This is a genomic window from Micromonospora arborensis, assembly GCF_003205615.1.
Classification (GTDB): domain Bacteria; phylum Actinomycetota; class Actinomycetes; order Mycobacteriales; family Micromonosporaceae; genus Micromonospora; species Micromonospora arborensis.
Genome location: NZ_PYBV01000059.1, coordinates 20,288 through 34,859 on the forward strand (window position 1 = coordinate 20,288; position 14,572 = coordinate 34,859).

The following is a 14,572-nucleotide window of genomic DNA, read 5'->3' on the forward strand; positions in this document are numbered from 1 at the left end:
GAGACCGGCCGGCGGCCGGCGACGGCGTGCAGGGCGGCCACGGTGTAGCCGGCGAGGATCGGCACCGCGACCGGGGTGACCAGGACGGCGAGCAGCCCGGCCAGCGCGGTGACCCCGGTGAGCGCCGCCCAGCGGGCGGGCGCGTCGAGGCAGGCGCGGGCGGCGGACCGGGCTGCCGCCCACCACCGCCCGCCCCCGTTGCCGCCCACCTCGACGACGACCAGCCCGGCGTACCCGGTCAGGCCGGCCGCGATCAGTGCGGTCACCAGCAGCGCCGGCGGGCCGCCCGGCACCCGACCGGTGGCCAGCGCCGCCAGGTCGGCCGCGAGCAGCCCGGCCACGGCGAGCGCGAGCAGGCTGACCGGTACGCCGGGCAGCGCCGACCGGCCGAACCGGCGCAGGGTGGCCCGCGCCGACGGCCAACTGCCGGTACGCGTCCAGTCGTGCACCGCCGCGCTGGCCGTCCCGGCGGCCGCCGCCGCGGTGAGCAGGGGCGCTGCGGCTAGGGTCAGCAGGATGCCGAGCAGCGCCAGGTCGGCGGCGTCGCGGGCGACGTCACGCCAGTCCCGGCGCCCGCCGGTGTCCGTCGGTTCAGCCCTTGATGCCACTGGTGTTGATCCCCTCGACGAGCATCCGCTGGAACGCGACGAAGAACAGGAAGACCGGCAGCAGCGACAGCACCGACATGGCGAACATCGGCCCGACCGCGCTCTGGCTGGTCGAGTCGATGAACAGGGTCAACGCGACCGGGACGGTGTAGTCCTCCAGTTGGGACAGGAAGACGAGCTGGCGGAAGAAGTCGTTCCAGGTCCAGATGAACGAGAAGATCGCGGTGGTGACCAAGGCGGGGCGGCTCAGCGGCAGGATGATGTGCCGGAAGATGCCGTACGGCCCGGCGCCGTCGATCCGGGCCGCCTCGTCCAGCTCGCGGGGGACGCCCCGCATGAACTGCACCATCAGGAAGACGAAGAACGCCTCGGTGGCCAGGAACTGCGGGATGAGCAGCGGCAGGTACGGCCATTCGCCGCCGACCAGGCCCAGCGTCCGGAACAGGATGTACTGGGGCACGATCAGCACGTGTTGGGGCAGCAGCAGCGTTCCGATCATGACGGCGAACCACATTCCGCGCAGCCGGAACCGCAGTCGGGCGAAGGCGTACGCGGCCAGCAGGCAGGAGAGGCCGTTGCCGACCACGGTGAGCAGGCTGACCATGGCGCTGTTGAGGAAAAACCGGCCGAAGCTGACGTCGAAGTTAGACCACCCGGCGGTGTAGTTGCCCGGGGTGAACCGCTCGGGCAGCAGCCCGACGTTGTTGACGATCTCCTCCTGGGACTTCACCGAGGTGCCGATCATCCAGGTCAGCGGGTAGAGCACCACGGCGACGATCGCCACCAGGATCAGCAGTCGCAGCACCGGCCGACCGCCGGGCCGGCGGGGGGTGGTCGGCGGCGCTGCCGCGGTCGACGCGTCGGCGCTCGGGGTCACCATCACCGGTCCTCCCCGTCGGAGTAGTGCACCCAGAACCGCCCGGTGCTGAAGAAGATCGCGGTGAGCACCGCGATGGCGAGCAGGAACACCCAGGCCATCGCCGAGGCGTAGCCCATTTCGAGGTCGGTGAAGCCGGTGATGTAGAGGTTCAGCGTGTACATCAGGGTGGAGTCGACCGGGCCGCCGAGGCCGTTGCTGAGCACGAACGCGGCGGTGAAGCCCTGGAACCCGTTGATCGTCTCCAGCACCAGGTTGAAGAAGATGACCGGGGAGAGCATCGGCAGGGTGACGTTGCGGAACTGGCGGAACCGGCCGGCCCCGTCGACCGAGGCGGCCTCGTACAGCTCGGTCGGCACCTGCTTGAGCCCGGCCAGGAAGATCACCATCGGTGCGCCGAACTGCCAGATGGCCAGGACCATCAACGTCTCCAGGGCCCAGTCCGGGTCGTTGACCCACGGTTTGCCGGTGATGCCGAAGATGCTCAGCAGCGAGTTGAACGCGCCGTCGCGGTTGAACATGTTGACCCAGACGATGGCCAGCGCGACGCTGCCGCCGAGCAGCGACGGCAGGTAGAACAACCCGCGGAACAGCCCGACCCCGCGCCAGGCCCGATTGAGCAGGAGCGCCACGCCGAGCGCCGCGGCCAACTTCAGGGGTACGGCGATCAGCGCGAAGGTCAGGGTCACCCGCACCGCGTGCCAGTACGACGGGTCGGCGGTGAACATCCGTTCGTAGTTGGCCAGCCCCACCCATTCCACCTCGGAGAAGGGGGTGAGGATGTCGTAGTTGGTGAAGCTCAGATAGAGCGACAGCAGCATGGGGATCGCCGTGACACCCATCAGGCCGATGAGCCACGGCGACAGGAAGACGTACCCCGCCAGGCCTTCGCTGTGCCGGACGCGTCCGGACCCACGCCGGTCGGCATGGGCCCGGACGGATCCGGGATCAGGTCGGGTCGGGTCGGGCGCCGTGGTCAACGCCACGAACGGCTCCTCTCCTCGCCTCGTGCGGCGGTCAGGCGATGGCGGACTTGCACGCCTCGATGAACTGGGCGGCGGCCTGGGCGGGGGTGGCGCGGCCGTACTGTGCGTTCTCGGCGGCCTTGGTCAGCTCGGTACGCACCTTGCTGTGCCCCTTGATCGGCACCTGCGGCGACTTCCCGAACTTCTGGGTCAGCTCCGCCTCCACGGCGATGGACTGCTGCATGGCCGGGTCGGTGGTGCCGTCGTTGACCACGCGACGCAGGTCCTGGTTGGACGGCAGGCCACGGTCGGTGCCGAGCAGCTTGACCGCCTCCAGGTCGTTGTTCAGGAAGTTGATCACGTCGACCGCGACGTCCTTGTTCTTGCTGCCCTTGAACACCGACCAGTACATCGAGGCCCGGGCCCACTGTGCGCTGGGGTCACCGGGGTAGGCGATCACGCCCAGCTCGTCCTTGGTGTTCTTCTTCAAATCGGGCATCTGGTTGGCCCAGACCCAACTGGTACCGGCCTTGCCGGTGACCACCAGCTGCTTGGTGATGTCGGTGGCGTTGCCCTCGTGGATGACGTCGGCGGTCGGGGTGGCCTTGCGGTCCCGGGCGCTCTTCCACAGCTCGAACCACTTGGTCACGTCCTCGGCGGTGAAGCCCAGCTCCTTGCCCTTGTAGAGGTCCTTGCCCTGCTGGCGCAGCCAGACCCAGAGCGCCTTGTAGTCGGCGCTCGGGTCCTGGGTGCCGGGTACGCCGGTCTTCTTCGACACCTCCTCGGCCCAGGCGATGTGCTGCTCCCAGGTCATCCCGGTGGTCGGCTCGGGCAGGTTGTGCTTGGTCAACAGCGTCTTGTTGTAGACCAGGCCCTGGGTGTTCTCCCCGGCGGCCAGGCCGACGAGCTTGCCGTCGACCACGCCGTACTGCCAGAGGCTCTCGGGGAACTTGGAGGTGTCCAGCTTTCCGGACTTCTGGTAGGAGGTCAGGTCGAGCGTGGTGCTGCGGGCCGCGTACTCGGCCAGGTAGTTGTCGTCGATCTGGAACAGGTCCGGCGGGTTGCCGCCGGCGGTGAGCGTCGCCAGCTTGTCGAAGTAACCCTGGTTGGCCTGCCAGGTCTTCTCGAACGTCACGTTCGGGTGCTTGCTCGTGTAGAGGGCCAGCGCGTCCTCGGTCAGCTTGGCCCGGGCGTCGCCACCCCACCAGAAGATGGAGAGCTTGACCGGGGCGTTCGGGTCGGCGGCGCCGCCGTCGTCTTCTCCGCAGGCAGCGGCCCCGAACATCAGCGGCGCGGCGACCGTCACGGCGAGCAGGCCGCGCAGCAGGCGCCGCCGAGACAGCGGGGTACGGTGACTGCGCCCGACCGGCGCGTTGGTGGTGGGGGGCGTTGCGGGGTGCATGTGCGCTCACTCCTCGGCATTAGGAGGCGACGGCGTCACCGGTGACCGCGGTCGGGATGCCCGGGCCCGCAGGGCAATGCGGGTCCGGGCCAAGCGGTGCGGCCAGGGGACGTACCGGTCGGGCGTGTGGGCCCGGTCCGGTCGAGTCGCGGATGACCAGGTCGGTCTGGAGCATTACCTGTGCGGTCGTACGACGGACGCCGAGCGCCGTGCCGGCACCGGGCGCCCGCGCACCGCGCGGTGACTCGATGTCCTGTTGCAGCAGCATGTCGACGGCCGTCCGGCCGGCGGCCCCGGTGGGTGTGGCCACCGTCGTCAGTTTGGGGCGGGTGAGCCGGCTCAGGGTGATGTCGTCGACCCCGACGACGCTCACCTCCTGCGGCACCCGGACCCCGAGCGCGTGCAGCCCCTCGATGAGGCCGATCGCCATCAGGTCGTTGTAGGCGAGCACGGCCGACACGCCGCTACGCCGCACCTGCTCGGCGACGGCGGCGCCGCCGGTCTCGGTGGGCGCGTTCGGGCCGAGCAGGGTCAGCTCGGCGCCGCCGGATCGGGCGGCCGCGCCGGCGGCTCGGCGCATCTCCCGGTTGGTCCACGAGCTGCGCGGGCCGCCGAGCAGCGCGATGCTGCGGTGGCCGAGGCCGATCAGGTGCTCGATCGCCGCCCGCGCGCCCTGCCCGACGTCCATCAGCACGCAGGGCAGGCCGGTCACCTGGCGGTTCACCACCACCAGTGGCACCTCACGGCTGAGCTGCTCGATCAGGCTGTTGCTCATTCGAGGGCTGCACAGCAACACCCCGTCCACCTGCTTGGCCAGCGCGTGGACCAACTCTTCCTCGGTGGTGGGGTCCTCGTTGGTGTCGGCCACGAAGACGTGGTAGTCGCGGTGCCGGGCCTGACTCTCCGCCGCCTTTATCAGCGGCGGGAAGAACGGGTTCGCGATGTCCGCGATGATCAGCCCGATGTTGTGCGTACGGCCAGTGATCAGGGCCCGGGCGGCCCGGTTCGGGCGGTAGCCCAGGTCCTCCGCGCACGCGAGCACCCGGACCCGGGTCTCCGGGTTGACCAGGTGCGGAGCGGAGAAGGTGCGGGACACGGTGGAGATGTGCACACCGGACGCCCGGGCGACGTCCCGGATGGTGACTGGCACGGCGACCCCTTCGTCCGGTGTGGCGGCGGTCACGCGGTGTGGCTCATTAATGCAAACGGTTGCGCCAGTGTCAACGGTCAATGGTTACGGCTTAGTTGCACCCACACTCCGATTGGTAACTGACGGGCCCGCAAACACTGATAAATACCGCCGATCGTGTCGTCGTCGTTGACGCGATCGGATCGATCGTGATTACTTCACTGCAAACCTTTGCAGGATCACTGGGGAGGCGACCCGAATGTCACCGAGAGCCGCCGGCCGGGCCCGCTACGCCGTCGTGGGCACCGGCGCGCGGGCGGAGATGTTCGTCCGGGCCCTGGTGCTCGACCACCCCGACACCACCGAGTTGGTCGCCTTCGCCGACATCAACCAGGCTCGGATGGACGCGCACAACCGCTGGCTGTCCGAGCTGGGCCACCGTCCGGTGCCCACGTACCCGGCCGCCGACTTCGCGGTGATGCTGAAGAAAGAGCGTGTCGATGTCGTCCTGGTCACCAGCGTGGACGTCACCCACGACGAGTACGTGGTGGCCGCGCTGCGCGCCGGCCGGGAGGTCGTCACCGAGAAGCCGATGACCGTGGACGCGCCACGCTGCCGGCGCATCCTGAACACGGTGTCCGAGACCGGCGGCCGGGTGACTGTCGCCTTCAACTACCGCTACAACCCGTTGCACGAACAGGTCCGCCGGCTGCTCGCCGAGGGCGCCGTCGGCGAGATCGGCTCGGTGCACTTCGAGTGGCTGCTCGACGTCCGCCACGGCGCCGACTACTTCCGCCGCTGGCACCGCGACAAGGCCACCTCCGGTGGGCTGATGGTGCACAAGGCCAGCCACCACTTCGACCTGGTGAACTGGTGGTTGGCCGCCACCCCCGTCGAGGTGTACGCGGCCGGCCGGCTCTTCTTCTACGGCGCGGACGGCCGCCGGCACGGCTACGCCCGCGACTACGAACGGGCACACGGCTCCCCCGCCGCGGTCGACGACCCGTTCGCGTTGCGGCTGGACGCGCACCCCCGGCTCCGCGAGCTGTATCTCGACGCCGAGGCCGAGGACGGCTACCAGCGCGACCGCAACGTCTTCGCCCCGGGGGTGAGCATCGAGGACGACATGGCGGTGCTCGCCCGCTACTCCACCGGCGCCACGATGACCTACCACCTCACCGCCTACGCACCCTGGGAGGGTTACCGGGTGATGGTCAACGGCAGCCGGGGCCGATTGGAGCTGGAGGTCACCGAGAACGACTTCGTCGACCGGGGCACCGCCGGTGCGGTCAAGGGCGCCGCCCTGCACGGCACCGAGGCGCCGGCCGAGGGCGGCGGTGCGACACTCACCCTGCGCCCGTTCTGGGAACCGCCCCGGCAGATCCCGATCGCCAGCCGGACCCGACAGGGGCACGGCGGCGCGGACGCCCGAATGACCGGGGTGCTGTTCGGTGGCCAACCCGACCCGCTGGACCGCGCCGCGACCGCCGACGACGGCGCGCTGGCCCTGCTCACCGGGCTGGCCGCCAACCGATCCTTCGCGACCGGTCAACCGGTCCGGGTCGCCGACCTGCTCACCCCCCGCTGACCCAGGAGACGAGGAGCCCATCCCCGTGCCGACGTTCGACCACACCGACCTGCTCCTGCCGCCCGAACCCGGCCAGCGTGCGCTGGCCCGGGAGCTGTACGCCCTCGGCGCGGAGCAACCCATCATCTCGCCGCACGGGCACGTCGACCCGGCCCTGCTCGCCGAGGACCGACCCTTCCCCGACCCGGCGCAGTTGCTCATCGTGCCCGACCACTACCTGACGAGGATGCTGCTCAGCCAGGGCGTACCCCCGGCGGATCTGGGCGTGCCCACCCGCGACGGCAGCCCGGTGGAGACCGACGGCCGGGTGATCTGGCGGCGTTTCGCCGCGCACTGGCACCTGTTCCGGGGCACTCCGTCGCGGCTCTGGCTGGAGCAGACCTTCCGCACCGTGTTCGGGGTGCACACCGCGTTCGGCCCGGCCACCGCGGACGAGATCTACGACGAGATCGCCGCCCGGCTCGCCGAGCCGGACTTCCGGCCCCGGGCGTTGTTCGAACGGTTCGGCATCGAGGTCCTCGCGACCACCGAGTCGCCACTGGACGACCTTGGCCAGCACGCCAAACTCGCCGCCGACGGCTGGGGCGGACCGGGCGGCCGGGTGGTCACCACCTTCCGCCCGGACGACGTGGTGGACATGGAGTTCGAAGGCTGGTCGACACATGTGGACCGGCTCGGCGAGTTGGCCGGCGAGGACACCGGCACGTACGCCGGTTACCTGGCCGCGCTGCGGGCCCGACGCGCCGCGTTCATCGCCGCCGGGGCGACCTCCTCCGACCACGGCCACCCCACCGCGCGCACACTGGACCTGGCGCCGGCCGAGGCCGAGCGGCTGTACGACCGGGGCCGACGCGGCGAGGCCGACGCCGCCGACGCGGAAGCGTTCCGGGCACACATGCTTGTGGAGTTCGCCCGGATGTCGCTCGACGACGGCCTGGTCATGCAGTTGCACCCCGGTGCGGTACGCAACCACAACCGTTGGCTGCACGCCCGGCACGGCCGCGACGTCGGCGGCGACATCCCACAGGCCACCGAGTACGTGCACGCGCTCGCCCCGCTGCTGGAACGCTACGGCAACGATCCACGCCTGCGCGTGGTGCTCTACACCCTCGACGAGGACACCTTCACCCGCGAGCTCGCGCCCCTCGCGGGCGGGTACGCCGCGCTGCTGCTCGGCGCGCCCTGGTGGTTTCTGGACTCCCCCGAGGTGCTGCGCCGGTTCCGGGAGACGGTCACCGAGAGCGCCGGTTTCTACAACACCACCGGGTTCGTCGACGACACCCGCGCGTTCTGCTCGATCCCGGTCCGCCACGACGTGGCCCGCCGGGTGGACGCCGGATTCCTGGCCCGGCTGGTCGCCGAGCACCGGCTGCCGCTGGACGAGGCGGCCGAGACCATCGTGGACCTGGCGTACCGGCTACCCAAGCGGGTCTTCAACTTCGGAGGCGACAACCAGTGAGCGTCACCATCACCTCCGTCGACGTGCACGACGTGCGGTTTCCGACCGCGGCTCGGGGCGACGGCTCCGACGCGATCAACCGCGGCGACTACTCGGCGACGTACGTGGAGTTGGGCACCGACGCCGGGCCGGTCGGCGCGGGGTTCACCTTCACCAACGGTCGGGGCAACGAGATCACCTGCGCGGCGGTCCGCGCGCTGGCCCACCACGTACGCGGGCGCACGATCGAGGAGATCACCGCCGAGCCGGTCGCGTTCTGGCGCTCGCTCAGCGCCGACGTGCAGCTGCGCTGGCTGGGCCCCGAGAAGGGCGTCATCCACATGGCGACCGGCGCGCTGGTCAACGCGGTCTGGGACCTGCGGGCCACCCTCGCCGGCAAGCCGATGTGGCGGTTCCTCGCCGAACTGCCCACCGACGACCTCGTGGCCAGCGTCGACTTCCGGCACATCACCGACGCGCTCACCCCGGACGAGGCAGCGGCCATCCTCGACAAAGGGCGCGACGGGCTGGCCGACCGGTTGGCCACCCTGGACCGGGACGGCTTCCCGTCGTACACCACCTCGGTCGGCTGGCTCGGCTACCCCGACGACAAGGTGCGGGCGCTGACCCGGGCGGCGTACGACGACGGTTGGCGCGCGATGAAGATGAAGGTCGGCGGCCCGCTCGCCGACGACCTGCGTCGGGCTCGGATCATCCGGGCGGAGATCGGCCCGGACGCCCTGTTGATGATGGATGCCAACCAGGTCTGGGACGTCGACGAGGCGATCACCGCGATGGCCACGCTGGCCAAGGTGGATCCGTACTGGATCGAGGAGCCGACCCACGCCGACGACATCCTGGGGCATGCCCGGATCGCCCGCGCGGTGACCGAACTGACCGGCGGGCGGTGCCGGGTGGCGACCGGCGAGGTGGCCGCCAACCGGGTGATCTTCAAGCAGCTGCTGCAGGCCGAGGCGATCGGTGTGATGCAGATCGACGCGTGCCGCGTCGGTGGCGTCAACGAGGTGCTCGCCGAACTGCTGCTGGCGGCGAAGTTCGGGGTGCCGGTCTGCCCGCACGCCGGTGGTGTGGGCCTCTGCGAGTACGTCCAGCACCTGGCGATCTTCGACTACCTGCGGGTGGGCACCGGCCTGGACGGTCGGATGATCGAGTACGTCGACCACCTGCACGAGCACTTCGTCGACCCGGTACGCACCCGCGGCGGCCGGTACCTGCTGCCCGACCGGCCCGGCTACAGCGCCACCATGAGACCGGCGTCGATCGCCGAGTTCCGCTTCCCGGACGGCCCGGCATGGCGGTGACCGTCAACACCTCCCGGCTCGGCCTGGGCATGCTGCGCCGGTTGCCCGCCGAGGCCCGTCCGCTGGTCCGGCCGGGCACCGTGCCGACCGGCATCGTGCACCTGGGGCTGGGCGCGTTCCACCGGGCGCACCAGGCCGTCTACACCGAGGCGGCGATCGGCGCGGCCGGCGGCGACTGGGGCATCGTCGCCGTCGCCCCCCGCAGCACCGCCATGGTCGAGGCGCTCACCGCGCAGGACAACCTGTTCAGCGTCAGCGCCCTCTCCGCCGCCGGCACCTCCACCCGGGTGGTGGGCGCACTGAGCGGCGTACGGCACGCGCCCAGCGACCCGGACGCCGTGGTGGCGTTGCTCGCCGACCCGGCGGTACGCGTCGTGACGCTGACCGTCACCGAGAAGGCGTACCAACTCGACCCGGTGACCGGCCAGTTGTCGCCCGACGCGGCGCTCGCCGCGGACCTGGCCGGCGGTCAGCCGCCTAGCACGGTGCCGGGGCTGCTGCTGCGCGGGCTGGCCGCCCGGGCCGCCGCGGACGCCGGGCCGGTGGCCCTGGTCAGCTGCGACAATCTGCCGGCCAACGGCCGACGTCTGCGCGGGATGCTCGACCAGACGGTGAGCCGTGCCGTCGGGGTGCCCGGGCTGGTCGAGTGGGTCACCGCCAACGTCACCTGCCCGGGCACCATGGTGGACCGGATCGTGCCGGCCACCACCCCGGAGACGATCGAGGCGGCACGCCGAGCGCTCGGCGTGACCGACCTGGCAGCGGTGGCCGCCGAGCCGTACGCGCAGTGGGTGATCGAGGACGACTTTCCCGCCGGCCGGCCGGGCTGGGAACACGCCGGGGCCGTCCTCACCGCTGACGCCGGCCCGTGGGAACGGTTGAAGCTGCGCAGCCTCAACGGCGTGCACTCGGCCGCGGCGTACCTCGGCGCGCTGGCCGGTCGGGAGACGATCGCCGACGCGCTGGAGATCCCGCACCTGACCGACGTGCTGCGCAGGCTGATCGCCGAGGACGTCGCGGCCAGCTTCACCCCACCGGACGGGGTCCGGGTGGTCGACTACGGCGAGCAGGTCCTCGCCCGGTTCGGCAACCCGGCGATCCGACACCGCACCCTGCAGGTGGCGATGGACGGCTCGCAGAAACTGCCGCAGCGGGTCCTGCACACCATCGCCGACCTCCGCGCGGCCGGCCGGTCCGCGCGCTGGGGCGCGCTGGTCGTGGCGTCCTGGTTGCGCTTCGCGCTCGGGTACGCCGACGACGGCCGGCCGTTGCCGTTCCAGGACCCGTTGGCCGGGCCGATCCGCGCCGCGCTGGCCGCCGGAGCGCAGACCCCCGAGGGCGCGGTCGACGCGGTCTTCGCCCTGCGCGAGATGATCCCGGTCGAGGTGGCCGAGGACGACGAGGTCCGCGCCGACGTGATCACGTGGCTGACCGCGCTGCAGCGACACGGTGTCGAGGCCACGCTGGCGGGTGCCCGGTGACCCGGCTGGGACTGGCCGGTGCCCGATGGTCGGGCTGAGACTGGCCGGTGGGTGGTGAACGGGGTGACGTCGCCGCCCCGGGTGGCCCTGATCGGGGCGAACGGGCACGGTCGCTCGCACCGCCGCGTCATCGCGCCGCTGCACGCCGCCGGTCGACTACGGCTGGTCGCCCTTGTCGACGTCCGGCCCGTGGAGGACGATCCGGTGGCGCCGGTGCCACCCGGCGTCGGGGTCTTCACCGACCATCGGGCGATGCTCGCCGCCACCCGGCCGGAGGTGGTGGTGATCTGCACCCCGCCGCACACCCACCTGACGATCGCCCGTGATGCTCTGGCCACCGGTGCGGACCTGCTGCTGGAGAAGCCGCCGGTGTTGTCGCTGGCCGAGCACGAGGAGTTGACCTGGGCCCTCGCCGCCGCCGGCCGGGTGGCCCAGGTCGGCTTCCAGTCGCTCGGCTCGGCGGCCCTCACCGCGCTGACCGACGCGCTGGCCGCAGGCCGGTTGGGCACGGTCACCGGCATCTCCACGGTCGCCGCGTGGCAACGGCCGGACGACTACTACGCCCGCTCCCCCTGGGCGGGTCGACGGAGTCTCAACGGCCAGCCGGTGCTCGACGGCGCGCTGGTCAACCCGCTCGCGCACGCGGTGATGCAGTGCCTGGCGATCGCCGAGGCGCTCGGCGGGGCGACGCCCCGGCCGGTCACGATCGAGGTGGAACGCTACCGGGTCCGGCCGATCGAGGTGGAGGACACCGCCGTGCTGCGGGTCCTGTTCCGCGCCGGGCCACCCGTCCTGGTGGCGGTGACCCTGGCCGCCGAGGAGTTCGTGGCGGGCGAGGTAGTGGTGGCCGGTACGGCGGGACAGGCGGTGCTGGAGTACCCGACCGACCAGCTGCGGCTGCCCGGGGACGTGGTCACCCGCCGCGTCCCGGGGCGACAGGGCCTGCTGGAGAACCTGCTCGCCCACCGGGTCGACCCATCGAGGGTGCCGCTGATCGCTCCGCTGGCCCGTACCGCGCCGTTCACCACGTTGCTGGACGCGTTGCGGGCCGCGCCGGAGCCTCGGCTCCTCGACGGCGACCTGGTGACCACGGTGGGCGACGGTGGGCAGCGGATCCGCCACCTGCGGGGCGTGGTCGACGTGCTGCGCCGGGCGGCCGAGCGGGGGGCGCTCCCGAGCGAGCTGGCGGTGCCGTGGGCAGCCGCCTCGTACCGCGCCGAGCTGGCGGGATAGGAGGCTCGTGGTCGGGTCGGCGACGAACGGGCACATCGACGTGGAGAAGATCGGCTATAAGTGACGCATGGACTTCCCGCCGCACCTGGGCAGCATGCCGATGCACGCGATCACCGAGATCCACGGCGAACCGGGCCTGCTGGAGCGCTTCCGGTTGGAGGTCCAACAGTTCGACGACGATGCCCGGACGCGGCTGACCGCCGCGCTCGACCTCGCCGCCGAGCTGCACCGCGACGACCGACGCGTCCGCGAGCCGTACCTCAATCACCTGCTGCGGGTGGCGATCCGGTTGATGCACCACTACCAGGTCCGGGACGTGGACGTGATCGTCGCCGGCCTGCTGCACGACGCGGTCGAGGACCACCCGTCCGAGCTGGCCGACGGTGCTCCGGGGGCCGACCCGACCGCGGCCGCGCTGGCCGCGCTCGCCGCGCGCTTCGGCCCTCGGGTGGCCACCCTGGTCGCCGCCGTCACCAACCCGCGGTACGACCCCGCGCGCGACCGCAACGCGCAGTACCGGGAGCACCTGGCGGTCAGCCTGGACCGGGAGCCCTGGGCCCGAGTGATCAAGGTGTCGGACTTCACCGACAACGGCGTGGGCGTGATCCACACGGTCGGGCCGAAGGTCGTGTCGTCGGCCCGGAAGTACCGGCCGTTGGTGCCGCTCTTCCGGGATCTGATCGGCCGGCCGGACACACCGTTGTCACTGCCGGTGAAGCGGCACATCTTCGGCCAACTCGACCTTGCCGAGGAGCGGTTCAGCGCCATCCTGGACCAGCCCGCCCCGAACTGACCCGTCCCCGGATCACCCGACCGGGTTCCGTGACAAGTTCTCAGATCTGCGGGGAAGCCTCGGGCATTACGGTTGGTTTCGCGCCTAATGAGAGGAAATGCCCCTCTCGGTTCGTCTTTCAGGCGTGTCACCAATCGAGAGGATTCTGACCATGCGCGACCTTTCCCGTCGTGATCTGCTCAGGGCGACGGCCGTCGGCGCCGGAGCGGTCGCTATCCCGAGCATGATCGCCGGCAGCTCGGCGATCGCAGCCGACGGCCCAGGGTGGCCCTCCGACACGAAGTTCCCGCCGGCACAGTTGACCGGCCGTATCGTCCGCCCGCAGAGCCCCAACTACGCGGAGGCCAGCCTCGGCTGGGACGAGCTGTTCGTGCACTATCCGCTGGTCATCGTCTTCGCACAGGAGACCCAGGACGTGGTCAACGCCCTCACCTGGGCGCGGCAGCACGACGTCGCGCTGCGGGTACGCAGTGGCCGACACAACCTGGAAGGCTGGTCGAACGTCGACAACGGCATCGTGATCGACGTCAGCGAGCTGAAGGACGTCCACATCGACACCGCCGCCCGCACGGCTAAGGTCGGCGCGGGGCTCACCCAGTCGGAGGCGGTGACCGCCCTCGGGGAGCACGACTTCGCGGTGACGACCGGCACGGAGGGAACCGTGGGCCTGTCCGGGGCGACCCTCGGCGGCGGCCTCGGCTTCCTGACCCGCTACCTCGGGATGGCCTGCGACAACCTGATCGGCGCGGAGATCGTCGTCGCGGCGGGCGCCGACGGGGCGAAGGTGCTCCAGGTCGACCCGTGGAACCACTCGGACCTGCTCTGGGCGCTGCGCGGAGCGGGCAACGGCAACTTCGGGATCGTCACCTCCCTGACCTACCAGGTGGCTCCGCTGACGAGCGTCGCCTACCTACAGGTGACCTGGCCCGGCCTCGACAACCTGCACGAGGTCTTCGAAGCCTGGCAGCACGTCGCACCGTTCACCGACCCCCGGCTCGGCAGCCAGATCGAGGTCCACCCGACCGAGATCCTCCTGTTCGCGGTGCTCGCGGAGGGGTCCGAGGCGGAGGCCAGGAAGCTGCTGGCGCCGATCCTGTCGATCGGCACCCCCACGGTCACCGTGCAGATCGGCAACTGGGGCGACGTCTACGCCGACTTCCAGACCCCGAACGAGGAGGATCCGGCGAACTGGAAGTTCTTCTCCCAGTTCACCCGCGAGCCGTTCCCGGAGAAGGCGATCAGCATCGTCCGCGAGTTCATGGAGAACGCCCCGTCACCGGACAGCAACTTCTTCACCCAGGCCTTCGGCCGGGGGGCCCAACGACAGGAGCCCTTCGGCGGCGCGGCGTTCCCGCACCGCGACGCCCTTTTCTACTCCGAGCCCGGAGCGGGCTGGGGCACCCGCGGCGAGCCCAACAGCGACGACGCCATCACCCCGATCGCTCAGACCTGGATCGCCGAGTTCAGCCAGGCGCTGCGGCCCTACGTGGACGGCGCCTACGTCAACGTGCCGAACATCGGCATGGCCGAATGGGAGACCGCCTACTGGGGGCGCAACTTCCCCCGGCTGCGCAAGATCAAGGCGAAGTACGACCCGCACAACGTCTTCCAGTACGAGCAGAGCATCCCGCCCGCGACGCTCTGACCCGGGATGCCCGGCGGTGCGGGTGACACCAACCCGCACCGCCGGGCCACCAACTCGGGATTGCGATATGCCTCAGAGTCATATTCATACC

12 protein-coding genes are annotated in these 14,572 nt (G+C 71.1%); 7 read left to right on the top strand and 5 right to left on the bottom strand.

The window, feature by feature from the left end:
• The 5 genes from C7C45_RS31375 to C7C45_RS31395 form a co-directional block, all read right to left on the bottom strand.
• Positions 1 to 608 (bottom strand): hypothetical protein (locus tag C7C45_RS31375; RefSeq protein ID WP_110568309.1); only part of this gene is annotated, 608 nt, incomplete at its 3' end.
• A complete protein-coding gene (locus tag C7C45_RS31380; RefSeq protein ID WP_110568263.1) occupies positions 592 to 1,488 on the bottom strand; it encodes a carbohydrate ABC transporter permease in 897 nt (298 codons plus the stop codon). The genes C7C45_RS31375 and C7C45_RS31380, both read right to left, overlap by 17 nt.
• Entirely contained in the window at positions 1,488 to 2,471 is a 984-nt protein-coding gene (locus C7C45_RS31385; RefSeq protein WP_110568265.1) for a carbohydrate ABC transporter permease, read from the bottom strand. Before C7C45_RS31385 ends, C7C45_RS31380 begins: the two co-directional genes overlap by 1 nt.
• A 31-nt stretch (positions 2,472 to 2,502) precedes the next feature.
• Positions 2,503 to 3,852 carry an ABC transporter substrate-binding protein gene (locus C7C45_RS31390; protein ID WP_110568267.1) on the bottom strand — a complete coding sequence of 450 codons (1,350 nt, stop codon included), beginning with the start codon at positions 3,850 to 3,852 and terminating at the stop codon, positions 2,503 to 2,505.
• A 19-nt stretch (positions 3,853 to 3,871) separates the two neighbouring features.
• Positions 3,872 to 5,002 (bottom strand): LacI family DNA-binding transcriptional regulator, encoded by a 1,131-nt coding sequence (locus tag C7C45_RS31395; RefSeq protein ID WP_244200663.1) that lies wholly within the window; start codon positions 5,000 to 5,002, stop codon positions 3,872 to 3,874.
• 238 nt (positions 5,003 to 5,240) lie between these two features.
• Between C7C45_RS31395 and C7C45_RS31400 the strand changes: the two genes are divergently transcribed.
• The 7 genes from C7C45_RS31400 to C7C45_RS31430 all read left to right on the top strand — a co-directional run bounded on the left by C7C45_RS31400 (position 5,241) and on the right by C7C45_RS31430 (position 14,481).
• Positions 5,241 to 6,569, top strand: a complete 1,329-nt coding sequence (locus tag C7C45_RS31400; RefSeq protein ID WP_110568274.1) for a Gfo/Idh/MocA family protein — start codon at positions 5,241 to 5,243, stop codon at positions 6,567 to 6,569.
• Between the two features lie 25 nt (positions 6,570 to 6,594).
• On the top strand, positions 6,595 to 8,028 hold the full coding sequence (gene uxaC, locus C7C45_RS31405) for a glucuronate isomerase (RefSeq protein WP_110568279.1): 1,434 nt from the start codon (positions 6,595 to 6,597) through the stop codon (positions 8,026 to 8,028).
• A complete protein-coding gene (locus C7C45_RS31410; RefSeq protein ID WP_110568283.1) occupies positions 8,025 to 9,329 on the top strand; it encodes an enolase C-terminal domain-like protein in 1,305 nt (434 codons plus the stop codon). Before uxaC ends, C7C45_RS31410 begins: the two co-directional genes overlap by 4 nt.
• Positions 9,320 to 10,810: a mannitol dehydrogenase family protein gene (locus C7C45_RS31415; protein ID WP_110568287.1), complete on the top strand. Its 1,491-nt coding sequence runs from the start codon at positions 9,320 to 9,322 to the stop codon at positions 10,808 to 10,810. The genes C7C45_RS31410 and C7C45_RS31415 overlap by 10 nt, the downstream gene beginning before the upstream one ends.
• A gap of 54 nt (positions 10,811 to 10,864) precedes the next feature.
• Positions 10,865 to 12,043: a Gfo/Idh/MocA family protein gene (locus tag C7C45_RS31420; protein WP_110568291.1), complete on the top strand. Its 1,179-nt coding sequence runs from the start codon at positions 10,865 to 10,867 to the stop codon at positions 12,041 to 12,043.
• Positions 12,044 to 12,110: 67 nt separating this feature from the next.
• Positions 12,111 to 12,836: an HD domain-containing protein gene (locus C7C45_RS31425; RefSeq protein ID WP_110568295.1), complete on the top strand. Its 726-nt coding sequence runs from the start codon at positions 12,111 to 12,113 to the stop codon at positions 12,834 to 12,836.
• A 151-nt stretch (positions 12,837 to 12,987) separates the two neighbouring features.
• Positions 12,988 to 14,481, top strand: a complete 1,494-nt coding sequence (locus C7C45_RS31430) for an FAD-binding oxidoreductase (RefSeq protein WP_110568299.1) — start codon at positions 12,988 to 12,990, stop codon at positions 14,479 to 14,481.
• The last annotated feature ends 91 nt before the right edge of the window (positions 14,482 to 14,572 follow it).